At 70.7% G+C, this 23,891-nt stretch carries 15 protein-coding genes; 9 read left to right on the top strand and 6 right to left on the bottom strand.

Annotated elements, in window-relative coordinates; genetic code table 11:
* Positions 1–92: 92 nt before the first annotated feature.
* Positions 93–4,889, top strand: coding sequence for an NAD-glutamate dehydrogenase (locus PC39_RS07050; RefSeq protein ID WP_353252663.1), 4,797 nt, complete (start codon positions 93–95; stop codon positions 4,887–4,889).
* A gap of 574 nt (positions 4,890–5,463) precedes the next feature.
* Here PC39_RS07050 and PC39_RS07045 read toward each other — a convergent pair.
* The gene (locus PC39_RS07045; RefSeq protein WP_353252662.1) at positions 5,464–6,483 is read right to left on the bottom strand and encodes an AraC family transcriptional regulator; all 1,020 of its coding nucleotides are present in this window, start codon (positions 6,481–6,483) and stop codon (positions 5,464–5,466) included.
* A gap of 183 nt (positions 6,484–6,666) precedes the next feature.
* Here PC39_RS07045 and PC39_RS07040 point away from each other — a divergent pair, with 183 nt between their 5' ends.
* The 3 genes from PC39_RS07040 to PC39_RS07030 all read left to right on the top strand — a co-directional run bounded on the left by PC39_RS07040 (position 6,667) and on the right by PC39_RS07030 (position 11,611).
* Positions 6,667–8,259 (top strand): FAD-binding oxidoreductase, encoded by a 1,593-nt coding sequence (locus PC39_RS07040; RefSeq protein WP_353252661.1) that lies wholly within the window; start codon positions 6,667–6,669, stop codon positions 8,257–8,259.
* Between the two features lie 234 nt (positions 8,260–8,493).
* The gene (locus tag PC39_RS07035; protein WP_353252660.1) at positions 8,494–10,062 is read left to right on the top strand and encodes a glycerol-3-phosphate dehydrogenase/oxidase; all 1,569 of its coding nucleotides are present in this window, start codon (positions 8,494–8,496) and stop codon (positions 10,060–10,062) included.
* Positions 10,052–11,611: an FGGY-family carbohydrate kinase gene (locus PC39_RS07030; protein WP_353252659.1), complete on the top strand. Its 1,560-nt coding sequence runs from the start codon at positions 10,052–10,054 to the stop codon at positions 11,609–11,611. The genes PC39_RS07035 and PC39_RS07030 overlap by 11 nt, the downstream gene beginning before the upstream one ends.
* 18 nt (positions 11,612–11,629) lie before the next feature.
* Here PC39_RS07030 and PC39_RS07025 read toward each other — a convergent pair whose 3' ends face one another.
* Complete coding sequence (locus PC39_RS07025) at positions 11,630–13,105, bottom strand: pyridoxal-phosphate dependent enzyme (RefSeq protein ID WP_353252658.1); 1,476 nt, start codon at positions 13,103–13,105, stop codon at positions 11,630–11,632.
* 94 nt (positions 13,106–13,199) lie between these two features.
* Positions 13,200–14,309 carry a cell division protein ZapE gene (gene zapE, locus PC39_RS07020; protein ID WP_353252657.1) on the bottom strand — a complete coding sequence of 370 codons (1,110 nt, stop codon included), beginning with the start codon at positions 14,307–14,309 and terminating at the stop codon, positions 13,200–13,202.
* 25 nt (positions 14,310–14,334) lie between these two features.
* Here zapE and xerD point away from each other — a divergent pair, with 25 nt between their 5' ends.
* A complete protein-coding gene (gene xerD, locus PC39_RS07015) occupies positions 14,335–15,246 on the top strand; it encodes a site-specific tyrosine recombinase XerD (protein WP_353252656.1) in 912 nt (303 codons plus the stop codon).
* Entirely contained in the window at positions 15,239–15,994 is a 756-nt protein-coding gene (locus PC39_RS07010) for a DsbC family protein (RefSeq protein ID WP_353252655.1), read from the top strand. Before xerD ends, PC39_RS07010 begins: the two co-directional genes overlap by 8 nt.
* Here the strand turns inward: PC39_RS07010 and fdxA are convergent.
* Positions 15,991–16,314 (bottom strand): ferredoxin FdxA, encoded by a 324-nt coding sequence (gene fdxA, locus PC39_RS07005; protein WP_353252654.1) that lies wholly within the window; start codon positions 16,312–16,314, stop codon positions 15,991–15,993. The two genes, PC39_RS07010 and fdxA, sit on opposite strands and share 4 nt — an antisense overlap.
* Before the next feature lie 94 nt (positions 16,315–16,408).
* Positions 16,409–17,008, bottom strand: coding sequence for an NUDIX hydrolase (locus PC39_RS07000; protein ID WP_353252653.1), 600 nt, complete (start codon positions 17,006–17,008; stop codon positions 16,409–16,411).
* 68 nt (positions 17,009–17,076) lie between these two features.
* Here PC39_RS07000 and ppc point away from each other — a divergent pair, with 68 nt between their 5' ends.
* Positions 17,077–19,863 (top strand): phosphoenolpyruvate carboxylase, encoded by a 2,787-nt coding sequence (gene ppc / locus PC39_RS06995; protein WP_353252652.1) that lies wholly within the window; start codon positions 17,077–17,079, stop codon positions 19,861–19,863.
* A gap of 36 nt (positions 19,864–19,899) precedes the next feature.
* Here the strand turns inward: ppc and PC39_RS06990 are convergent, their stop codons facing one another.
* On the bottom strand, positions 19,900–20,817 hold the full coding sequence (locus PC39_RS06990) for a LysR family transcriptional regulator (RefSeq protein WP_353252651.1): 918 nt from the start codon (positions 20,815–20,817) through the stop codon (positions 19,900–19,902).
* A 106-nt stretch (positions 20,818–20,923) separates the two neighbouring features.
* On the opposite strand from PC39_RS06990, the gene metE reads away from it, so the two are divergent.
* Together metE and PC39_RS06980 are read left to right on the top strand one after the other, a co-directional pair.
* Entirely contained in the window at positions 20,924–23,203 is a 2,280-nt protein-coding gene (metE, locus tag PC39_RS06985; RefSeq protein WP_353252697.1) for a 5-methyltetrahydropteroyltriglutamate--homocysteine S-methyltransferase, read from the top strand.
* Between the two features lie 102 nt (positions 23,204–23,305).
* Positions 23,306–23,872, top strand: a complete 567-nt coding sequence (locus tag PC39_RS06980; RefSeq protein WP_353252650.1) for an RNA polymerase sigma factor — start codon at positions 23,306–23,308, stop codon at positions 23,870–23,872.
* Positions 23,873–23,891 lie beyond the last annotated feature (19 nt).

Here is a 23,891-nt window from a genome sequence, read left to right as displayed (position 1 = left end):
CGCGTCGATCCCCCGCGTTCGTCCGGCCCGGCTTGGCGGGGCGCATCCCCCACGTTAGGCTCGCCCGAGGTGCCTGACGGAAGGGGTAGTGCATGCCGGCGTCCGCCAACGAGACGCTGATCGATCGACTCAAGGGGCTGGTCCGCGAGCGACCGGAAAGCGACGACCCGTCGGACCTGGACGCGTTCCTGCGGGCCTACTTCATCGCCGCCTTCCCGGAGCAGATCGAGGGGCGCTCGGACACCGAGCTGCTGGCCCTGGCCCGTTGCCACTATCGTCTCGCCGCGCAGCGCCCGCCCGAGAACGCGTGCGTGCGGGTGACCGCGCCCGGCGAGATCCTCGCGGACGGCGCGCTGCTGGCGACGGTGGACGCCGACAAACCCTTCCTGGTGGATACCCTGGCCATGGCCGTGCGCGAGGCGGGCGGCGGGGTGGACTGGCTGATGCATCCGGTGATGCGCATCCGGCGGGATGCCGGGGGCGCCGTCGCCGGCATCGAGGGGCCCGCCGACGCCTCGGTGCACGGCGACGAGGAGTCGCTGGTCGCGATCCAGTTCAGCGGCGGCGACCGCGACACGCGCGCGCGCCTGGCCGAACGCGTGGCCCGCCACCTGGACGACCTCCGGGTGGTGGTCGCGGACTACGGCGCGATGCGCCGCCGCCTGCAGGAGGTCATCTCGGGCCTGGACCGTTCCCCCGGCTGCGTCGATCCCGACGAATGCGCCGAGGTGCGGGCCTTCCTGCGCTGGCTGGCCGGCGACCATTTCACCTTCCTCGGCTATTGCGAGCGCAGTGTCGAGGAGGCCGGCGACGACGTGATGCGCGCGGTCCCGGGCTCCGGCCTGGGTCTGCTGCGCGAGGACCGGCCGGAGCGGGACCCGGACGGCTACGTGGCGCCGGCGGCGGAGCTGGACAAGTACGCCCTGTCGCCGCGGCTGGTGGTGGTGACCAAGGCCAACCGCCGTTCCTGGATCCACCACCCGGACACCATGGACGTGATCGCGGTCAAGCGCATGGACGATGCCGGCAACGTGGTCGGCATCGACCGTTTCCTGGGTCTGTTCTCGGGCGACGCCTACGCCGCGAGCCCGCGCGATATCCCGTTGCTGCGGCGCAAGGTGGCGCACATCAAGGCCCGTGCCGCGCTGCGTCCCGGCAGCCACGCCGCCAAGACCCTCAATTACATCCTCGAGAGCTTCCCCCGAGACGAGCTGTTCCAGAGCTCGGAGGAAGAACTCTACGACACCGCCATGGGCATCCTCGCGCTGCGCGAGTCGCAGCGCCTGCGGCTGTTCCTGCGGCGCGACCGCTATGGCCGCTTCTTCTCCTGCCTGGTGTACCTGCCGCGAGAGCGGCACACGCCGGCCCTGCGGCGGCGCGTCGGCGAACTGCTGGCGGAGAGTCTGAACGGCCGGTTGCAGGAGGCGATGGTCCAGTTCCTGCGCGGTGGTCTGGTGCGCTGGCATTACATCGTCGCCACCGAGCCGGGCAGCGAGCCGGTGCAGGACGTGGCCTCGATCGAGGCCCGGCTGGTCGCCGCCACGCGCACCTGGCGCGACGATTTCGAGGACGCATTGACCGGACTCGGCGACGCCGATCTCGCGGCCCGCCTGCTGGACGTGTACGCCGACGCCTTCCCGGCGGCCTACACCGAGCGCTACGACGCCGCCCGGGCCGTCGCCGACGCCCGCGTGCTGGCCGCCCTGGATGCCGACGATCCGCCGGCGATGCGCCTGGGGCCGGAGACGGTGGCCGCCGAGGGCGGGTTGCTGCGGTTGAAACTGTACGGGCGCGGCCCGGCGCCGGCGCTCGCGGACATGCTGCCGCTGCTGGAGAACTTCGGACTGCATGTCCGCACGCAGCGGCCCTTCGCGATCGCGCCCGCGGACGGCGGCGATGCCTGGATCCACGAATTCGAGGCCGGACATGCCTGCGCGGAAGCGGTGGACAGCGATGCCGCCCGCCGCGTCGAGACCGCTTTCTCGCGCACCTGGGCGGGCGCGGCCGAGAACGACGGCCTCAACCGGCTGGTGCTGGGCGCCGGCCTCGATTGGCGCGAGATCGTGCTGGTGCGCGCGGTCGCCCGCTACCTGCTGCAGACGCGGCTGCCCTACAGCCGGCCCTACGTGGAAAGCCTGCTCGCGGAGCACCCGGCGCTGGTACGGACGCTGGTACGGCTGTTCGCGGCCCGGCTGGACCCGGACCGCGACGACGACCGCACGGCCGCCGCCGAGGCCGAGCTGGACGCGGTGCATGCCGGCCTCGACCGGGTGACCGGGCTGGACGCGGACCGGGTCCTGCGGGGCGCGGCCGGGGTGATCGCGGCGGTGCTGCGCACGAACTACTATCAGATCGGCGCCGACGGTCGGCCCAAGCCCTGCGTCAGTCTCAAGCTGGATGCCGGCCGGGTTCCCGAGCTGCCGGCGCCGCTGCCGATGTACGAGACCTTCGTGTATGCGCCGCGGGTCGAGGGCGTGCATCTGCGGGGCGGGCCGGTGGCCCGCGGCGGCCTGCGCTGGTCGGATCGGCGCGAGGATTTCCGCACCGAGGTCCTGGGCCTGATGAAGGCGCAGACGGTCAAGAACGCGGTGATCGTGCCCGTGGGCGCCAAGGGCGGTTTCGTGGTGAAGGCGCCGCCGCCGGACGCCGATCCCGAGTCCTGGCGACAGTTGGGCGTCGAGTGCTACAAGACCTTCGTGCGCGGCCTGCTCGACGTGACCGACAACCGCCGCGGCGACGAGGTCGTGAAGCCGCCGCGCACCGTCTGCCACGACGGCGACGATCCCTATCTCGTGGTGGCCGCCGACAAGGGCACGGCGGCGTTCTCCGACATCGCCAACGGCCTGGCCCGCGAGTACGGCTTCTGGCTGGACGACGCCTTCGCCTCGGGCGGCTCCGCCGGTTACGACCACAAGGCCATGGGCATTACCGCGCGCGGTGCCTGGGAATCGGTCAAGCGCCATTTCCGCGAACTGGGGCGGGATGTCCAGCAAGAGGACTTCACCGTGGTCGGCATCGGCGACATGGGCGGCGACGTGTTCGGCAACGGCATGCTGTTGTCGCGCCACATCCGGCTGCTGGCGGCGTTCAACCACCGCCACATCTTCATCGACCCGGATCCCGACCCGGCGATCGCCTTCGCCGAGCGCGAGCGGTTGTTCCGGGGCGGGCGATCCGGCTGGGACGCCTATGATCCCTCGCTGCTGTCCGAGGGCGGGGGCGTCTACGAGCGCAGCGCCAAGTCCGTCGAGCTGTCCGATGCGGCCCGTCACGCGCTTGGCGTCCAGGGGCGGACGTTCACCCCGAACGGCCTCATCCACGAGCTGCTCAAGGCGCCGGTGGACCTGCTCTGGAACGGTGGCATCGGCACCTACGTGAAGGCCGCGCACGAAAGTGACGCCGATGTCGGCGACCGCGCCAACGATGCCGTCCGGGTCGACGGCCGCGACCTGCGCTGCCGGGCGGTGGGCGAGGGCGGCAACCTCGGCTTCACCCAGGCCGGCCGCGTCGAGTACGCGCGCCGCGGCGGCCGCATCAACACCGACGCCATCGACAACTCCGGCGGCGTGGACTCCTCCGACCTGGAGGTCAACATCAAGATCGCCCTCGGTCTGGCGGAGGCCGAGGGGGCGCTCGACCGCCCGCAGCGCGATCGCCTGCTCGCCGACATGACCGAGGATGTCGCGGCCCAGGTCCTGCGCAGCAACTACCTGCAGACCCAGGTGATCAGCGTGCTCGAATCGGACGCCGCCCTGCGCCTGGAGGCGCACGTCGACTTCATGCGCACCCTGGAACGCGACGGTCTGCTCGATCGCCGCCTGGAGGACCTGCCCGACGACGAGGGCATCGAGGAGCGGCGGCGATCCGGCGAGGGACTGACACGCCCGGAGCTGGCGGTGCTGGTGTCCTACGCCAAGATTTCGCTGTACCAGGCCACGCTGGTGTCGGGCCTGCCGGACGAGCCGTTCCTGGAACGGGCACTGGCCGACTACTTCCCGCCGTCCATGCGCGAGCCCTATGCCGGCGCCCTGCGCCGTCACCGGTTGCGGCGCGAGATCGTCGCCACCGTGATCACCAACCAGATGGTCGATCGCATGGGGGTGACCCTGGCCCATCGGCTGGCCGCGGAGCACGGCGCCCATCGCGCCGACGCCGTGCGTGCCTACGTGCTGGCCGCGGCCCTGTTCGGCACCGAGGACACGCTCGCGGAGATCGAGGCCCTGGACAATCGCGTGGCGTCCGGCATGCAGTACCGGCTGTACAAGCGCGTGGCACGGCTGACCGAGCACGCCATCGGCTGGCTGGTCACGCGCGCGCCGGCCGAATGTCCGTTGCACGAATGGATCGAGTCGCACCGCGATCGGGTGCGGCGGCTGCTGGAAAGCCTGCCCGAGGATATCGCGGGCACCTACCGCAAGCGCTGGAACGCCGACGCCCGCGAGCTGGGACGGGCGGGCGTGCCGGAGGCGTTGGCGACACGGCTGGCGACGCTGCAACTGGCCGGCGGCGCGTTGGACATCGTCGAGCTGGCCGCCGGTTGCGGCGTGGCCCAGGACAAGGCCGCGCGCCTGTATTTCGGCGTCGGCGACTGGCTGGGTCTGCCCTGGCTCACGGACGCCATCCGCGGCCTGCCTGCCGGTGGCCGCTGGGAGGTGCTGGCACGGGCGAGCCTGCTCGACGACACCTACGACGCCCATCGCCGGATCGCGGCCCAGGTCATCGAGCGGGGCGGCACCGACGTCAAGCACGGTATCGCGGCCTGGCGCGATGCCGGGGGCGAGCGGGTGACCTTCGTGCGCGACCGGCTCGCCGAGCTGCGCGCGGGCGACAGCGCCGATTTTGCCCGCCTGTCGGTGGCGGTCCGCGATCTCGACCGCCTCGGCGGCTAAGGCCTGCTCTCGGAGGGTGTCTACAAAATCAACCGGTATGAGTGAGCCGTCTGGCCGGTAGCCGAGGCCCCGCCGGCCGGGCCCAGGCTTTGGTTGGCGGGACCATGAAACCACAGAGGCGCACGGAGGCGCGCAGAGGTTTTTGATGGGCGCTTGCCGGAAGAAAGCATCCACAGATTACGCCGATGGACGCAGATTAAAGAGCAGTCTCGGCCAATCTGCGTTAATCGGCGTAATCTGCGGATAAACAAATGCCCTGACTCGGCACGGCACCGACCGCGTAGCGCCCCGGCGACTGAACTGCCGGGTTGGCAACGGACCTTGGCGGGCTATCCGCCTCTTCCGCTTGAAAACCGTGATCGTGTCCGGGACAGGCTTTCGTGCCGGATTCCGTCTCCAGATAACCCCTGGCCTGAAAAACATTTCCCTGGGTCCCGGATAGCCGCTGCCGCGGCTTCCGTGACAACAGTCAGTTTCCTCTGTGTCCCTCTGTGCGCCTCTGTGGTCCCTGTTCTTGCCGGCCGCTTGTCGAGGCGTTTTCCGCTGTCGTGATCCTCGGCGGGGGTAGGGGTCTTCAGGCCCGTTTTCGGCGAATCGCCGGGGAGGCCGGGAACGGTCGCAGGCTTGCGCGGTAGGCGCCGGGCGTGCGTCCGGTCCAGCGCCGGAAGGCGCGGTTGAAGGCGGATTGCTCGGAGTAGCCCAGCAGCAGCGCCACGTCCGCCAGCCGCAGGCCGGGATCGGCGAGGTAGTCCTCGGCGGCGCGGCGCAGGGTCTCGTCCCGCAGCCGGCGGAAATTGATCCCGCGCCCGGCCAGCCGCCGGTGCAGGGTACGTTCGCTCAGCCCCAGGGCGGCGGCGACCGCGGGCAGGTCCGGACGCCCCTCCCGGGCCAGTCGCAGCACGGCGCGGCGCACGTCCCGGCGCAGGTCGTCGCCGTCGGGCAGGGCCGACAGCCGCTCGCGAGCCTCCCGTTCCAGCAGTTCGCGCAGGGCCGGGTCCGGCCGCCGCAACGGCAGTGCCAGCAGAGGCGTCGGCAGGACCACGCGCGTGACGTCGCGACCGAAGGCGACCGGACAGCCGAAGTAGGCTTCGTAGGGGGCGGTGTCCGCGGGCCGGGGATTGATGAAATCCACCGCCGCCGGCGCGATCCGGGTGCCGGTCATGTCACGCGCGAACTGCACCAGCGCGGTGACCGCGGCTTCATCTACCAGCGGCCCGGGGCGGCCGCGCGATTGTCCCCAGCACAGGCAGGTGTGCGCGCCCTCGACGGCCACGCCCATGGGATTCACATCATAGACCAGCCGCTGGTAGGTGTGCAGGCGCTCGAGGGCGGCGCCGAGATCGTCGCAGGCGAAGAACACGTAGCCCAGCGGGCCGAAGTGCGCCGGCGTGATCTCGCGCCCGAGGTGCAATCCCAGCAGCGGGTCCGACAGCCGCTCCGAGGCGCGCGACAGCATGTCGCGCCACACGGCCACCGGCACCCGTGCCCGCGCATCCGGCACAGCCATCCCCAGGAAATCGTGGCCGTCGAAGCCGCGCTCGGCCAGGTAATCGAACAATAACCGGACGTAGGTCGCCGGCACCGCGCCCTGCATCGGAGAGGCTCCGAATCGTCGAGAATGGCGAAAAATGTCAAATGTTTGTCCGCGGATGTCAATCCGGCGGGACGTAAATGGGGCAAGCTGACGGTCCGGAATGCCATGGTGCTGGCCGGGTGCCCCTCGCGCAGGCGACACTGGCCGCCGGGACCGGCCCGGACAGCCGCGAGGAAAAGATCGATGCGACGATGGAACGGATGGGGCGATGACACGGTGCCGGCGGCACTGCCGGCGCAAGGCCTGCGTTATATCGAATCGCGCATCGGCCACGGCACGCCTTCGCGTGACGCCGGCCTGGAGCACGCCTTGGCCGCCGTGCCGGCCTCGCGCCTGGTCGATCTGCCGGGCGCATCCGACGATCCCGGGGCGCGGCTGCGTCACGCCCGCGGTCAGAGCTTCCCGGATTGGCTGGCAATGCGCCACGGCCGGATGGGGCCGTTCCCGGACGCGGTGGCCACACCGCGCAGCCACGAGGAAGCCGCCGACGTGCTGCGGCGCGCGCTCGCCGCCGGCGCGGCCGTGATCCCCTACGGCGGCGGCACCAGCGTGGTCGGGCACCTCGATGCCGACGCCGGCGGCCGGCCGGTGCTGTCCCTGGACATGGGTCTGATGGCGCGCCTGCAGGATCTGGACGAGACGGCGCGCCTCGCCCGCTTCGGCGCGGGGGTGCCGGGCCCGCACCTGGAATCGCAGTTGCGCGCGCATGGCTACGTGCTGGGTCATTACCCGCAATCCTTCGAATACTCGACCCTGGGCGGGTGGGTCGTGACCCGCTCGTCCGGCCAGCAGTCGCTGCGCTACGGCCGCATCGAAGGGTTGTTCGCCGGCGGCCGGCTGGCGACGCCGGTCGGCGATATGTCCCTGCCCACGGTGCCCGCGTCCTCGGCGGGGCCCGATCTGCGCGAACTGGTGCTGGGCTCCGAGGGTCGACTCGGATTGCTGACCGAGGCTGCGGTCCGGGTGCGGCCGATACCCGAGCGGGAGGCCTTCCACGCTGTGTTCTTCGGCGACTGGGAGGCGGCCGTTTCGGCGGTGCGTGCGATGGCCCAGGAACGGCTGCCGCTGTCCATGCTGCGGCTGTCGAACCCGCGCGAGACCGCGACCCAGCTCGAATTGGCGGGACACCCGCGGTTAATCGGGGCGTTGCGCCGCTATCTGGGCTGGCGCCGCCTCGGCGACGCGCCCTGCATGTTGCTGGTGGGGGTCACGGGCAGTGCCCGCGAATACCGCTACGGCCGCGGCGGCGCGCTGGCGATCGCGCGCGCTCACGGCGGAGTGCACGTCGGTCGCGGTATCGGCGAGGCCTGGGCGAAATCGCGTTTCGCCGGGCCCTACATGCGCAATGGTCTCTGGGATGCCGGCTACGGCGTGGACACCGCCGAGACCGCGGTCGATTGGCCGCGGGTCTCCGCCACCGTCGCCGCGATGGAACGGGCCGCGGAGACGGCCCTGTCTGCGGAGGGCGAGCGCGCGCACGTGTTCACCCACCTGTCGCACGTGTATCCGCAGGGATCGAGCATCTACTCGACCTTCGTGTTCCGCGTCACCGGCGACCACGACGCCGACCTCGCGCGCTGGCGGCGGTTGAAGAACGCCGTCAGCGAGGCCGTGGTCGCCGCCGGCGGGACCATCAGCCACCAGCACGGCGTGGGCGTGGACCACAAGCCCTGGCTGGCGGCCGAGAAGGGCGACACGGGACTGGACGCCCTGCGGGCGGCGTTCGAACACTTCGATCCGCAGGGGTTGATGAACCCCGGAAAACTATTGGATTGATGCTTATGCCGAGTCGCGAGCACAAGGCGCAACCACAGAGACACAGAGTGCACGGAGCAGCAGCTTGCTATCCCGCCTTCCGCCGTAAGGGCAGGTCCGGTACAGGTCCGTATCCGGCTTTGCCCGCACGGTTACTTGCGCCCTTCCTTTTCACGCATTTTTCCCTTGCTGTGTGCTCTGTGTCTCTGTGGTTCATTTTCTTGGCGGCTTTGCGAGGAGTGCCGGGGATTTCGCATGTTTGAACGCGACGGGCGGGAGCGGTTCTGGGCGGAAGGCGAGGACACCTGGGACCTGATCGTGGTCGGCGGCGGCATCACCGGCGCCGGCATCCTGCGCGAGGCCGCCCGCGCCGGCATCCGGGCCCTGCTGCTGGAGCGCGGCGATTTCGCCGGCGGCACGTCGAGTTGGTCCTCCAAGCTGGTGCACGGCGGGCTGCGTTACCTGGCCTCCGGCGACTGGCGCCTGACCCGGGAATCGGTGCGCGAGCGTCAGGCCCTGATGCGGGCCGCGCCCGGGCTGGTGGAGCCGCTGACCTTCCTGCTGCCGATGTATGCCGGCGCCCGGCCCGGCCGGCTGGCCATGGGGGCCGCCCTCAAGGTCTACGACTGGATGGCCGGCCTGCATTATTCGCACTACCTCGACCGCGAGTCGGCCCGCTGGCGCGTGCCCTCGCTGGCGGACGACGACCTGAACGGCGCCTATGCCTATCTCGACGCCCGCACCGACGATGTGCGGCTGGTGCTGCGGGTCCTGGCCGAGGCGGTCGCCGACGGTGCCACCGCGCTGAACCGGGTGTCGGCCGAGTCGCTGCTGGTCGAGGGCGATAAGGTGACGGGTGTGCGCGCCCGCGACGGCGTGACCGGGGCCGCGGCCGAACTGCGCGCGCCGGTGGTGATCAATGCCACCGGCCCCTGGGCCGACGGCCTGCGCGCCGGTGTCGAGGCGCCGCCGCGGCTGCGGCCGCTGCGCGGCAGCCATTTCGTGTTCGATTTCGCGCGCCTGCCGATGGCCCAGGCCCTGACGCTGTTCCACCCGCGCGACCGGCGGCCGCTGTTCGCCTTTCCCTGGGAGGGCACGACCGTGTTCGGCACCACCGACCTGGACCACGAGGGCTGGCCGGACCGGCCCGCGTGCATGACCCCGGAGGAGGCCGATTACCTGGTCGAGGGGCTGACGCACTATTTCCCGTCGCTGGGGCTCGGACGGGAGCACGCCCTGTGCAGCTATTCCGGGGTGCGGCCGGTGGTCGGGGGCGGCGCCGAGAATCCCTCGGACGAGTCGCGCGAGTCGGCGATCTGGGACGAGCGCGGCCTGCTCACGGTCACCGGCGGCAAGCTCACGACCTATCGCGTGACCGCCCTGGAGGCCCTGGCCGCGGCGCGCGACCGCCTGCCGGGAACGCCGCGTCTCGACGGCCGCGCGCCCATCCTCCGGCCGGCCCCGCCGGCCCGGCCGGGCGAGGCGCGCCTGGCGGGCCGCTACGGCGACGACTACACCCGCATGCGCGAGACCCTGCCGGCGACCGATTTCGCCGCCGTGCCGGGCAGCGTGTCGGTCTGGGCCGAGTTGCGCTGGGCGCTGCGGCACGAGGCGGTGGTCGGTCTCGACGATCTGTTGCTGCGGCGCACGCGGCTCGGCCTGCTCCTGCCGCGCGGCGGTGCCGCGCTGCTGGACGACATCGGCGCGCTGTGCCGCGCGGAGCTGGGTTGGGACGCGGCACGCCGGGAACGCGAGCGCGAGGCCTATCTGGCGCATTGGCGGTCGGCGCATGCCGTGCCGGCGGGGACCGGCGATGCCGTCTGAGCGGCTGCTCGCGCTGGACGTGGGCACCCAGAGCGTGCGCGCGTTGCTGTTCGACCGCGAGGGCGAGTTGCATGCCCGCGCCCAGGTGCCGATCGAGCCCTATGTCTCCCCCGTGCCGGGCTGGGCCGAGCAGGACCCGGCGGTGTACTGGCAGGCGCTCGGCGAGGCCTGCGGCGCCCTCTGGGCGCAATCCGGCGCCGAGCCGGGCGACGTCGCGGGCGTCGCGCTGACCACACAGCGCGCCACTACCGTGGTCGTGGATGCCGAAGGCCGTCCCCTGCGCGATGCCATTGTCTGGACCGACAAGCGGCGGGCCCCCTCGGTGCCGGGCATGGGGCCGCTCTGGAACGCCCTGTTCGCCCTGGCGGGGGCGCGCGACGTGATCCGCGAGTTCCAGGTCCGCTGCCACGCCAACTGGCTGGCCGCGCAGGCGCCGGAGGTCTGGAGCCGCACCCACAAGTGCCTGCTGCTGTCGGGCTGGCTGACGCACCGCCTGTGCGGCCGTTTCGTGGATGCCGCCGCGGCCCAGGTGGGCTACATCCCGTTCGATTTCAAGCGCCGCGACTGGCCGCGCAAGGGCGACTGGAAATGGCGGGCCACGGCCATGGAGCCGCGTCACCTGCCGGATTTGGCCGCGCCCGGACAACGGCTCGGCGATCTCACGGCGGAGGCCGCGGCCCATCTGGGGCTGGCGGCCGGCCTGCCGCTGATCGCCGCCGGCGCCGACAAGGCCTGCGAGGTGCTGGGCGCCGGCGGGGTGTCGCCGGAGACGGGGGTGCTGAGTTTCGGCACCACCGCCACGGTGAACACCTGCCGCGAGCGTTATCTGGAGGTCACCCGCTTCGCGCCGCCGTATCCGGCGGCGGTGCCCGGCGCCTACAACGACGAGGTCCAGATCAACCACGGCTTCTGGCTGGTGTCCTGGTTCAAGCGCCAGTTCGCGGCGCGCGAGCGGGAGATCGCCGAGGTCCGGGGGATCGCGCCGGAGGCCCTGTTCGACGAGATGATCGCCGACATCCCGCCCGGCTGCCTCGGGCTGACCCTGCAGCCCTACTGGTCGGGGGCGGTGCGCGATCCGGGGCCGGAGGCCAAGGGCGCGATCATCGGTTTCGGCGACGTCCACACCCGCGCCCACATCTATCGCGCGATCCTGGAGGGCCTGGCCTACGCCCTGCGTGCGGGCAAGGAGCGCATCGAGCGCCGCTCGCGGGTGCCGATCCGGCGCCTGCGCGTGGCCGGTGGCGGTTCCCAGTCGGACGCCGCCATGCAGATCACGGCCGATATCTTCGGCGTCACGGCGGAGCGTCCGCACGTGTACGAGGCCTCGGGGCTGGGCGCGGCGATCAATGCCGCCGTGGGGCTCGGCTGGTACCCGGACCATGGCGCGGCCGTGGCGGCGATGGTCCGTGCCGGCGCGGCCTTCGAGCCGGACCCGGAGGCCGGTGAAATCTACGATCGGCTCTACAACCGGGTCTACCGCCGCATGTACGAACGGCTCAAGCCGCTGTACGAGGATATCCGCGAGATCACGGGCTACCCGCCGCGCTGACCGTCGGCGGCCGGCGGATCACGCCAGCGCGCTGGGACGCGACTCGTCGATGTGCTCGATCAGGATCACCACCGCCTCGTCCGGGTCCAGGGACGAGGCGAACTGCATGCCGTGGGCGAGGGCGTGGCCGCTGGCATCGTTCACCAGCAGCCCCTCCGTCCGGGCGAGCGCCTCGACCGCGCGCTCGGCCTGGGCGTGGGCGCTCTCCACGTAGGTCACGCGCCCGGTCTCCCGCAGCCAGGCATGTTCGCGCCGGGTGCTGGGAAAGCCCTGGGCGTGCAGGATCACGTCCGCCGCGGCCACCTGGTTCTCGGAGAAGAACAGGGAGCGGGCGTCCTGGAACCGGTTGCGCTGGCGCCGGCGCTCGTGCGCCCGCATCTCCTCGCTTTCCACGCCGATCAGGCGCGTGCTGCGATAGGCCAGGAACGGGTGAAAGAAATTCAGCGGGTCAAGGCTGCCGTCGAGCACCGCCACCGCCGCCGCCGGCAGCTTGCGGTGTTCGGCCACCAGTCGTTGCCGCACGTCGCGCCCGGTCCCGGCGTGGAAGTCGCGCAGCATGGTCGGATAGGGCTCGGGTCCGGCGGCGAGGCCGTTCACGAACAGGGCTGTCGCCCGGTTGTCCAGCCAGTCCTTGAGGGCGGCGTCGCGGACGGTGTTCAGAACCTGGGCGTATTGGGCCTCGTCGCGGATGAACGGGGTCTTGCGGTCCTCCGGCAATGTCTTGATCTCGGCGCCGAGCTGGCGGATCAGGTCGCTGCGCGAAGCCTGGCTGCGCGCCTCCTCGGCACGCATGTACACCGTGCATTGCAGGCCCAGGTTGGCGGCGGCCATGGCGGCCGCCACGCCCTGTTGGCCCGAGGTGCTTGCCGCGATCAGGCGCCGCCGGCCGAGACGCTGCGCCACCAGCCCCTGGCCGAGGGCGTTGGCGAGCTTGTAGGCGAGTACGTCGTGCGGCTCTTCGCGCGCCAGGTAAATCCGGGCGCCCCCGTTCTGTCGGCCCAGGCGGGTGGCGTGGTAGAGCGGCGCGGGCGGATGTCCCGTGATCATGGCCACCTTGCGGTCGACCTCGGCGAGGAATTGGGCGTCGCGATGCAGGGCGGCGTAGCTGTCCGCGAGCTCGGCAAGGGCGTCGTTCAGGGGCTCGTCGCCCGGCCGGTCGCCGAGGCGCTTGCGTCCCGGCTCGCCGTCCGTCTTGTCCTGCTTGGACGAACCGTCGATCTGGCCCTTCTCCACGAACAGGGCCCGTCCCAGCGTCACCACCTTTTCCCAGTCGCCGTAGCCGCCTTCCCGCTGGTGCTTGCGATACTCGTGGGCGGTGGCCACGAACGGCTCGCGCCGTCCCTGGGCCGCATAGACCTCGAGCAGCTTGAAGCGCAGGTCCTGGCGCTGCGGTTGGCGCTCCAGCGCGTCCTCCAGGACCGAGGCCACGTCCGCGTAGAAATCCTCGGACGTGAAGTCGGGCTGCTCTTCGGCTTGGCCGCGGCTCGCGCTCACGATACCTCCTCCTTTCGCCTGACAACCCATAGTGTCGCATGACACCGGCCTCTGACCAGCCTGCGGGGTGTCGTGGCGGGTATTCCGGGGCGTCTCACGGCAGATGCGGCAGGGCCAGGTATTCGTGGCTGGCCATCTCGTGCAGCCGGCTGAGCGTGCGCCGATACTCGAAACTCAGGCGTTTGCCGGCATACAGGGATTCCGGGGCGTCCTCGGCCGACACGATGAGCTTGACCTGGCGATCGTAGAACTCGTCCACCAGATGGATGAAGCGGCGCGCGGCATCGTCGGCGTCCGCGTCCATGACCGGCACCCGGCCCAGCAGCACGGTGTGGAAGTAACGCGCCAGCTCAGCGTAGTCGGCGGTCGAACGGGCGGAGGCGCACAGGTCCTCGAAATCGAACCAGGCGACCCCGTCGGCCAGGCGCCGCGCCGGGATCTCGCGGCCGTTGACCTCGAGGGCGGTGTCGGGTTCGCCGGGCTCGGGCGCGATATCGCGGAAGCAGTTTTCCATGTTGCGGCGCGCGCCCTCGTCGAGCGGCCAGTGATAGATCTCGGCGCGCTCCAGCGCACGCAGGCGGTAGTCGGTATCGCTGTCCAGGTGCATCACCCGGCAATGTCGCTTGATGCGGTCGATCGCGGGCAGGAAGCGCTCGCGCTGCAGGCCGCCTTCGTACAGCCGGTCGGGCGGGATGTTGGAAGTGGCGACCAGGGTCACCCCGCGCGCGAACAGTTTCTCGGTAAGCCGACCCAGGATCATGGCGTCGGCGATGTCGGAGACGAAGAACTCGTCGAAGCACAGCACCCGCTCGCGGGCCATGTCGCGGGCGATCAGCGCCAGCGGGTCGCGGCGGTTGCGGTAGTGCCGGCGGCGCGTGTGCACCTCCTGCATGAAACGGTGGAAGTGGGTGCGCCGCTTGGCCTCGATCGGCAGGGTCTCGTAGAAGCAGTCCATCAGGTAGGTCTTGCCGCGGCCGACGCCGCCCCAGAGATAGAGGCCCGTGACCGGGCGCCAGCGCCGCTGGAACCAGCGCGGCGGCGTGGCCAGGAGCCGGTCGTGGATGGCCTGCAGGGCATCGACCACGGCCGCCTGGGCCGGATCGTCGCTGAAGCCGGGTTGCTGGAGGTCGGCCGCGTAACGGTCTCGTGGCGACGCGATGGCCGGCGTGTCGATGGCGGTCTCCGGATGGCTGGCGTGGGTCACCGGCGGTGTATTATAGGGATTAAGTATGGGTGACGCCGCACCACTGTCCGCCGCCGACCGCGACACGATCGAGGCCTTCCTCGACGCGGTCTGGAGCGAGCACGGACTGGCCGACGCCACGCTCGCCGCCTACCGCAGCGATCTGGTCCAGGTGGCGCGCTGGCTGCCGGAGGACGTGTCCCTGCTCGCGGCCGAGCGTATGCACCTGCTCGATTATCTCGCCCATCGCAACGCGCCCGGCAGCAGCCCGCGCAGTGCCGCCCGGCTGTTGTCGAGCCTGCGGCGTTTCTACCGCTGGGCCGTGCGCGACGGCCGCCGCCGCGACGATCCCACCGCCCTGATCGAGATGCCGCGCCAGGGCCGGCCCCTGCCCAAGACCCTGAGCGAGCGCGATGTCGAGGCCCTGCTGGCCGCGCCGGACACCGACACCGACCTGGGCCTGCGCGACCGCGCCATGCTCGAGCTGCTGTACGCCACGGGCCTGCGGGTGTCGGAGTTGGTGCGCCTGCAGGTCCACCAGGTGAATCGCCGGCAGGGCGTGGTGCAGGTGGTCGGCAAGGGCGGCCGCGAGCGCCTGGTACCCGTCGGCGACGCCGCCCTGGATTGGCTGGGTACCTATCTGCGCCGCGCGCGGCCCGCGCTGCTGGACGGCCGCGAGGCCGACGCCCTGTTTCCGACCCGGCGGGGCACGGCCATGACCCGTCAGAACTTCTGGCACCTGATCCGGCGCTACGCCGCGGCGGCCGGCATCCGGGCCGAGCTGTCGCCGCACGGCCTGCGGCACGCCTTCGCCACCCATCTGCTCAACCACGGTGCCGACCTGCGGGTGGTGCAGATGCTGCTGGGGCATGCCGACCTGTCCACGACCCAGATCTACACCCACGTCGCGCGCGCCCGGCTGCAGGCGCTGCACGCGGCGCATCATCCCCGTGGCTGAGCGTCCGCGCCTGGCCGCCCTGGCACTGACGCTGTTCGCCGCCGCCGGGACGGCGGCGGACCTGTTGGATCCGGCCTTCCGCGACGAGGTCGCGGCCCGCATTCCGGGCGTGTCGGGGGAGGACATCGCGCCCTCGCCGGTGCCCGGCATCTATCGGGTGCGGCGGGGCGAATCCATCGGCTACCTGACCGCCGACGGGCGCTACCTGTTCGACGGCGACCTGATCGAGCTGGGCTCGGGCGAGAACCTGTCGGATACCGCCCGGCGCGAATGGCGGCGGGAGATCCTGGCCGGCGTGCCCGAGTCCTCGATGCTGGTGTACGAGCCGGCGGACGGGGCGAGCCATACCCTCACGGTGTTCACCGACGTCGACTGCCGGTACTGCCGACGGTTGCACGCCGATATCGACACGCTGCTGGCGGCGGGTATCCGGGTGCGCTATCTGTTCTACCCGCTGGCGGGGCCCGAATCGAGCTCGTTCGAGCAGGCCCGGGCCGTCTGGTGCGCGGACGAGCCGCGGCGCGCACTCGGGCGCGCGATGGCGGGGGAAACGCTGGCGAGTGCGGGTGCGGCCTGCGACGACCCGGTCATGGACCATCTGCGATTGGCGGCGGAGACCCTGGGCCTGGACGGCACGCCCGGCCTGATCGCCGGAGACGGGCGGCTATTGCCGCCGCGTTCGTCCGCGCGCGAGCTGGCGGACCTGCTGGGGCGCGGCCCGGACGGTGATCGGCAGTCCGGGCGCTAGCGCTCCAGATACTTGAGCTTGTCGGGCACGTCCTCCCACTCCTTGGCGTCCTCCGGCGGATCCTTGATCTCGGTGATCACCGGCCACTTCTTGGACAGTTCGGCGTTCAGCTCGAGGAACTCCTTCTGGTCCTCGGGCAGGTCATCCTCGGACACGATCGCGTCCACCGGGCACTCCGGCTCGCATAGCGTGCAGTCGATGCATTCCTCGGGATCGATCACCAGGAAGTTGGGACCCTCGTGGAAGCAGTCGACCGGGCAGACCTCGACGCAGTCGGTGTATTTGCACTTGATGCAGTTCTCGGTGACGACGAAGGTCATCGTCGCTCTCTCCATGTCGGGAATACGGCCGGCATTTTAACACCCGCGACGGCCGGTCCCGCCCACCAATCACCAATCACCAATCACGGTCACATCAGCCCCACTCGATCGGCTGCTCGGGCTCGCGGTCGAGGATCCCGTGCCAGGACTCCCGCCCCAGGTCGTCGGTGTGCAGGCCGAATTCGCCGCGTTCCCGGTCCGCCAGGTAGCGCTCCAGCGCCCGGTGGATGGTCGGGAAGGCGAGCTGGCGCCAGGGGATGTCGCCGGGCGCCACGAGGGCGGTCTCGGCGCTCTCGGGGCCCGCCGCGTGGCCGTCGGCGCGGGGCAGGGTGGCGCGGTAGAACATGTGGACCTGGCCGATGTGGGCGACGTTGAACAGGGCGAACAGGGGGCCCAGCTCGACCTCGGCCAGGGCCTCCTCGCGGGTCTCGCGCAGGCCGGCCTCCGCCGTGGTCTCGCCCAGTTCCAGGAAACCCGCCGGCAGGGTCCAGAAGCCGGCGCGCGGCTCGATCGCCCGGCGGCAGAGCAGGATGCGGCCGTCGTGCTCGGTGACCGTGCCCACCACCACTAGGGGGTTCTGGTAGAAGATCTCGCCGTCGCGCGAGCAGACATAGCGTTCGCGGTCGTCCCCGGGCGGGATCTCGCGCGACATCGGCGCGCCGCAAGTGGGGCAATAGTGGAGTTCGCGTTGCATGATGCGGGAGCCTAGCAGAAACGGGTGGGGTGGGAGATTCGCGCGGGCGCGGTGCTATCCTCGGTGCCATGACCGATCATAGATTGACCGCGACCGCCGCGGACGACGCCGCCCTGCGCGCCCAGGTCCGGCGTGCCGGCGAGCTGTTGGGCGAGGTGCTGCGTTCCCAGGCCGGCCCCGGGATTTTCGGTTACGTCGAGGAGTTCCGTCAGGGCTATATCAGCCTGCGCGAGCGCGACGATCCCGAGTTGCGCGCGAGCCTGCACCGCCGCGCCGCCAGCCTGCCGGCCACCGCCCTGACCGAGGTGGTGCGCGCCTTCGCCATCTACTTCAATCTCGCCAACCTGCTGGAGGAGCTGCACGCCCACCGCAGCCGGCGCCAGCAGGTGCGTTCCGGCGAGGAACTCTGGGTCGGCTCCTTCGAGCGAACCCTGCAGGAATTGCGCGCGGAGGGCATGGACGCGGGCGATCTCGACAGCCTGCTGCGGCGCCTGTCGTACACGCCGGTGTTCACCGCCCATCCCACCGAGGCCAAGCCGCGGGCGGTGCTGGAGGCGTTGCGGCGGCTGTTCACCCTGTTCGAGGAACTGGCCGGGCCGGACCTGGACGAGGAGCGCCGCGAGGCGCTGGAATCGGCCGCGCGCCGCGATATCCAGACCCTCTGGAAGACCGAGGAGCTGCGCCGCAAGCGGCCCACGGTCGAGGACGAGATCCGCAACGGCCTGTATTACTTCCGGGAATCGCTGTTCGCGGCCGTGCCGCGCGTCTACCGCAACCTGGAGCGCGCCATGCATCGTGTCTACGGCCACGATGTCGAGGTGCCGCCGGTCGTGTCGTTCGGTACCTGGATCGGCGGCGACCGCGACGGCAACCCCGGGGTCACCGCGCGCGAGACCCGTTACGCCCTGCGCATGGGCGCCCGCGAGATCCTCGCCGAGTACCTGCGTCGCACCGAGCGCCTGATGCGGGAGCTGTCGTTCTCCAGCCATTGGTGCACGCCCAGCGCGGAATTGATCGAAAGCCTGGAGACCGACGCCGCGGCCCTGGCGGCGCACACCGGCGAGCAGCCCGAGCGCTTCGTGGAGGAGCCCTACCGGCGCAAGCTCTACCTGATGCGCGGCCGGCTGATGGCGATGCACGAGCAGCTCCAGACCGAGTTGCGGCTGCGCGCCGAGCGCAGCGAGCGGCCGGCGCTGGCCTATCGCGATGCCGACGCCTTCATCGCGGATATCGAGCTGATCCGGCGTTCCCTGGCCGGCCACGGCGACGCCGCGGTGGCGGATGCCGGTCTCAAGGACCTGCTGCGCCTGGCCCAGACGTTCGGTTTCCAGGCCGCGCGGCTCGATCTGCGCGAGGAATCCAGCCGTCACGAGGCCTGTCTCGCCAGCCTGATGGCCGAGGCCCGCATCGCCGACGACTACACTGCGCTGGACGAGGCGGCGCGCGTCGAACTGCTCAACCGCCAGCTCGCCGAGCCGGAGCGGTTGCAGGCGGCCGCGGCCGCGGTCCAGACCCTGCCGGCGGAGACCGTGACCACCCTGGACAGCCTGCGCGTGGTCGCGGAGATGCAGCGCATCCTGGGCGCCGAGGCCTTCGGCAGCTACGTGATCTCCATGACCCACGCCGTCAGCGATGTGCTGGAGGTGCTGCTGCTGATGCGGCTGACCGGGGTCTTCCCCAAGACCACGGGCGTCTGCCCGCTGCGGGTGGCGCCGCTGTTCGAGACCGTGGCCGACCTCGAGCATATCGAGCCGGTGCTGGAGGGGTTGTTCGAGCAGCCGGTCTACCGCGAGTTCCTGGAGCGCGCCGGCGGTGGTCAGGAGGTGATGCTGGGCTACTCCGACTCCTGCAAGGACGGCGGCATCCTGGCCTCGCGCTGGCAGCTCTACCGCGCTCAGCAGCGGGTGGTGGCCCTGTGCGATCGCCACGGCATCGACTGTGTGCTCTTCCACGGCCGCGGGGGCACCGTCGGCCGCGGCGGCGGCCCGACGCACGCCGCCATCCTGTCGCAGCCGGCGGACACCGTGCGCGGCCGGATCAAGTTCACCGAGCAGGGCGAGATGATCTTCGCCAAGTACAGCAATCCCGAGACCGCCGTGCACGAGCTGGCGCTGGGGATCACCGGCACCCTCAAGGCCAGCGGCAAGGGCACGCCGGTGCCGGACGCGTACGCCGACACCGCCGCGCGGTTGGCGGCCGACGGCGAGCGCTTCTATCGCGACGTCACCGAGAACACCGACGGTTTCTTCGACTATTTCTACGAGGCCACGCCCATCGCCGAGATCGGCGAGCTCAACATCGGTTCGCGGCCCAGCCACCGCCGGCCCCAGGACCGCAGCAAGGATTCCATCCGCGCGATCCCCTGGGTGTTCGCCTGGGCCCAGTCGCGGCACACGCTGCCCGGCTGGCTGGGTGTGGGTGCGGCGCTGGCGCCGGCCTGCGAGGACCCGGACACCCTCGCGCGGCTGCGCGAGATGTACCAGGAGTGGCCGCATTTCGCCGTGTTCCTGGACTCGGTGCAGATGTCGCTGTGCAAGGCCGACATGGGCATCGCCCGGGCCTATGCCGATCTCTGCGCCGATGCCGAGCTGGCCGACCGGGTCTACGGCATCATCCGCGAGGAGCACGAACGGGCCGTCGCCGCGGTGCTCACGGTGATCGGCGGCGAGGAGCCGCTGGATGACAACCCGGTGCTCAAGCGCTCCCTGGCGCGCCGCCGTCCCTACCTGGATCCGCTCAACCACATCCAGACCGTCGCCGTCGAGCGCCACCGCCGCGATGTCGAGACCGACTGGCTGGATCCGCTGCTGCGGACCATCAACGCGATCGCGGCGGGGATGCGGAATACGGGATAGCGTCGCGTCGGCGCCGTTTAGCGACCCGGTTTCCCGTCAGGGCGGTCCCCCGACCGGAAACGATATCGACCGCCCGCTCTCCTTCGCCAGATCCAGGAACGCCGCGATGTGGCGTTCCCCGCGGTCGGCCTCGCGCACGCCCAGGTGGATCTGCTTGGGAATGCCGTCGGGGCCGAGGCGGACCGGCGCGATCGGCAGCTCGTCCGCGTATTCGTCCACCAGCCAGCGGGGCAGGGCGGCCACGCCGCGCCCGGCGGCCACGAGCTGCAGCATGATGTCGGTGGACTCCACGGTCTTGTGCTTGCGCGGACTGCAGCGGGCCGGGCCCAGCAGCCGCGTGAAGATATCCAGGCGGTCGGGATCGACCGGATAGGAGAACAGCACCTGGTCGGTCAGATCCTCGGCCTCGACATGGTCGCGATCCGCCAGGGGATGCCCGCGGGCGACCGCCAGCACCTGCTCGTAGTCGAACACCGGCTCGAACGCGACTCCGGGCCTGTTAAGGGGGTCCGGGGTCACCAGGATATCGATGTCGTGATTGAACAGGGCCGCCATGCCCCCGAACTGGAACTGCTGCATCACGTCGATGTCGATGCCCGGCCAGCGAGCCAGGTAGGGCTCGACCACCTTGAGCAGCCAGCGGTAGCAGGGGTGGCATTCCATGCCGATGCGCAGCGAGCCCTGCTCGCCGGCGGCATAGCCCGCGAGCACCTCGTCCACCCGCTCCAGTTGCGGCAGCAGGCGCTTGGCCGCGCCCAGCAGGTACTCCCCGGCGGGCGTCAGCCGCACGCGACGGCCCTCGCGGGTCCAGAGCCGCACGCCCGCCTGGTCTTCCAGCTTGCGGATGGCGTGGCTCAGGGCCGGCTGCGTCAGGTGCAGGGAGCGTGCGGCGGCCGTTAGCGAACCCTCGCGGTCGATTCGGCGGAGGATATCGAGGTGGATGCGCTCGATCATTCAATACATGAATTAAATTGATTGATAGATAAAAACATAACATTTTTATTCATGGAATGGCCGCCATAGACTGCCCGCACCGAAGCCAACGACCACGAGGTGAATGATGGCGGTGACGCACAATCTCGGCTTCCCGCGGATCGGCGGCAAGCGTGAGCTCAAGTTCGCGGAAGAGGCCTACTGGAAGGGCGAATCCAGTGCCGACGAGTTGCTGTCCAAGGGGGCGGCCCTGCGCCGGCAGAACTGGCGCAGCCAGTCGCAGCTCGACTACGTCCCGGTGGGCGACTTCTCGTTCTACGATCACGTGCTGGACATGAGCTTCATGCTGGGCAACGTGCCCGAGCGGGTCGCCGGTCTGGACGGCGACCGGCTGGACAACAGTTTCCGGGTGGCCCGCGGACGCTCCGCCGGCGACGACGACCGCAACGCCGTGCGCGCCGGCGAGATGACCAAGTGGTTCGATACCAATTACCACTACATCGTGCCGGAGGTTTCGGCGGATACCCGCTTCGCGCTCGATGCCGGCGAGCTCCTGGCACGGATCGACGAGGCGCGCGCCGAAGGCGTGACGCCCAAGCCCGTGCTCGTGGGGCCGGTCACCTATCTCTGGCTGGCCAAGGCCGGCGACGGCAGCGACCGGCTGGCGCTGCTGGAGCGTCTGCTGCCGGTCTATCGCGAGCTGCTGGACGCGCTCGGCGAGAAGGGCGTCGAATGGGTCCAGGTGGACGAGCCGGTACTGGTCCACGACCTCGACGACGACTGGAAGCGGGCGCTCCGGACCGCGTACGACGCCCTGTCCGGCGTCGCGCCCAAGCTGCTGGTGACCAGCTATTTCGGCCAGTTGCGCGACAATATCGATCTGGCCTGCGGCCTGCCCGTGGCCGGCCTGCACGTGGACGCCGTCAAGGCCCGCGACGAGGTCGAGGCCATCGTCGCGGCGCTGCCGGCGGACAAGGTGCTGTCGCTGGGCGTGATCGACGGCCGCAACGTCTGGAAGGCCGATCTGGCCGGGCTGCTGGACTGGCTGGAGCCGCTTGCGGACAAGCTCGGCGAGTGCCTGTGGCTGGCGCCGTCCTGCTCGCTGCTGCATGTCCCGGTGGACCTGAACAGCGAGAAGAAGATGGATCCCGAGATCAAGAGCTGGCTGGCCTTCGCCCTGCAGAAGCTGGGCGAGATCGAGGTGCTGGCCAAGGCGCTCAACGAAGGCCGGGACGCCGTCGCGCAGCCGCTGGCGCGCAACGCCGAGGCCATCGCCAGCCGGCGGGCGTCGGCGCGTGTGGACGATCCCGGCGTCAAGCAGGCCGTGCACGCGATCACGCCCGACATGGGCAAGCGCCGCAGCCCGTACGCCGAGCGCGCCGCCAAGCAACACGCCCACCTGACGCTGCCGGCGTATCCGACCACCACGATCGGCTCCTTCCCGCAGACCAAGGAAATCCGCAAGGCGCGCCTCGCCCACAAGAAGGGCGACCTGTCGCGGGCGGAATATGTCACCCGCATGCAGGCCGAGATCGAGCGCTCCATCCGCGAGCAGGAGGCGCTGGGCCTGGACGTGCTGGTGCATGGCGAGCCCGAACGCAACGACATGGTGGAGTACTTCGGGGAACAGCTCGAGGGCTACGTGTTCAGCCAGCACGGTTGGGTGCAGTCCTTCGGCTCGCGCTGCGTGAAGCCACCGATCCTGTTCGGCGACATCAAGCGCCCGTATCCGATGACCGTGGCTTGGATCAAGTACGCCCAGTCGCTGACCGACAAGCCGGTCAAGGGTATGCTCACCGGGCCGGTCACCATGCTCAACTGGTCCTTCGTGCGTGACGATCAGTCGCGCAGCGAGAGCTGCAAGCAGCTCGCCCTGGCGATCCGCGAGGAGGTGCTGGACCTGGAGGCCGCCGGTGTCGACGTCATCCAGATCGACGAGGCCGCGCTGCGCGAGGGTCTGCCCCTGCGGCGTTCCCAGTGGCAGGACTACCTGGACTGGGCGGTCGAATGCTTCCGGATCACGGCCAACGGGGTACGCGACGAGACCCAGATCCACACCCACATGTGTTACTCGGAGTTCAACGATATCATCGAGTCCATCGCGCACATGGACGCGGACGTGATCACCATCGAGACCTCGCGCTCCAACATGGAACTGCTGGACGTCTTCGACCGATTCCAGTACCCCAACGAGATCGGGCCGGGGGTGTACGACATCCATTCGCCCAACATCCCGCCCCGGGACCAGGTGATCACCCTCATGACCAAGGCGGCCGAGCGCATCCCGGCCGAGCGTCTCTGGGTGAACCCGGACTGCGGCCTCAAGACCCGGAACTGGGACGAGGTGGTTCCGGCGCTGGAGAACATGGTCGAGGCCGCCAGGGACCTGCGCCGACGGGCCGCGTAGCCCGGCCGATATGCCGTCCGGCCCCGGGACGGGCCGGACGGCGCGGGCCGCGCGCCATGCCGCCCCTTGCAACGGGGGGCGGTTTCCGGCCGTAATCGCGCCATGGCCGGAATACTCGACATCTGGCGGCACGGCCGCCGGCGCGACGCCCTGGTGCGGGTCCTGCGGCCCGCGATGCCGGCGCTCTATCGCTTGGCCTACCGGCTGACCGGCCAGGAGGCGGACGCCGAGGACCTGCTCCAGGATCTGGTCGTGCGTCTGTACGACCGCGCCGACGAGATCGCGCGCCTCGACCGGCCGGAGATCTGGCTGAGCCGTGTCCTGTACCGGCTCTACCTGGACGACCGCCGCCGGCGCGGCCGGCGGCCCGTCCCCGTCGGCGAACTCGCCGCCAATGACGACGATGCCGACCCGGTTGCCGATCATCCCGACGATCCCGGACTGGCCCCGGAGGCCCTGCATGAACGCGGCGCCCTGGGCGAGCGCCTGACCCGCGCCCTCGCACGGTTGCCGGAGGCGCAGCGCATTGCCGTGATCCTGCACGATGTCGAGGGCTACCGTCTTGCCGAGATCGCCGCCATCACCGGCGCGGCCGAGGGCACGGTCAAATCCCGGCTGCACCGCGCCCGGCGCGAGTTGCGGGGGCTGCTCTCGGATGGAACCCTTTGACGCGTTCGCGCGTGTCCCT

The sequence above is a fragment of the Salinisphaera sp. PC39 genome (assembly GCF_040361335.1).
GTDB lineage: Bacteria > Pseudomonadota > Gammaproteobacteria > Nevskiales > Salinisphaeraceae > APNM01.
The sequence above is the reverse complement of the archived record's forward strand: the minus strand, read 5'-3'. Positions and strand labels throughout refer to the sequence as shown.

Excerpts from the sequence above, each read along its gene's own strand:
- PC39_RS07050 (WP_353252663.1), top strand. The coding sequence starts at position 93 with ATGCCGGCGTCCGCCAACGAGACGCTGATCGATCGACTCAAGGGGCTG.
- PC39_RS07045 (WP_353252662.1), bottom strand. The coding sequence starts at position 6,483 with ATGCAGGGCGCGGTGCCGGCGACCTACGTCCGGTTATTGTTCGATTAC.
- PC39_RS07040 (WP_353252661.1), top strand. The coding sequence starts at position 6,667 with ATGCGACGATGGAACGGATGGGGCGATGACACGGTGCCGGCGGCACTG.
- PC39_RS07035 (WP_353252660.1), top strand. The coding sequence starts at position 8,494 with ATGTTTGAACGCGACGGGCGGGAGCGGTTCTGGGCGGAAGGCGAGGAC.
- PC39_RS07030 (WP_353252659.1), top strand. The coding sequence starts at position 10,052 with ATGCCGTCTGAGCGGCTGCTCGCGCTGGACGTGGGCACCCAGAGCGTG.
- xerD (WP_353252656.1), top strand. The coding sequence starts at position 14,335 with ATGGGTGACGCCGCACCACTGTCCGCCGCCGACCGCGACACGATCGAG.
- fdxA (WP_353252654.1), bottom strand. The coding sequence starts at position 16,314 with ATGACCTTCGTCGTCACCGAGAACTGCATCAAGTGCAAATACACCGAC.
- PC39_RS07000 (WP_353252653.1), bottom strand. The coding sequence starts at position 17,008 with ATGCAACGCGAACTCCACTATTGCCCCACTTGCGGCGCGCCGATGTCG.
- ppc (WP_353252652.1), top strand. The coding sequence starts at position 17,077 with ATGACCGATCATAGATTGACCGCGACCGCCGCGGACGACGCCGCCCTG.
- PC39_RS06990 (WP_353252651.1), bottom strand. The coding sequence starts at position 20,817 with ATGATCGAGCGCATCCACCTCGATATCCTCCGCCGAATCGACCGCGAG.
- metE (WP_353252697.1), top strand. The coding sequence starts at position 20,924 with ATGGCGGTGACGCACAATCTCGGCTTCCCGCGGATCGGCGGCAAGCGT.
- PC39_RS06980 (WP_353252650.1), top strand. The coding sequence starts at position 23,306 with ATGGCCGGAATACTCGACATCTGGCGGCACGGCCGCCGGCGCGACGCC.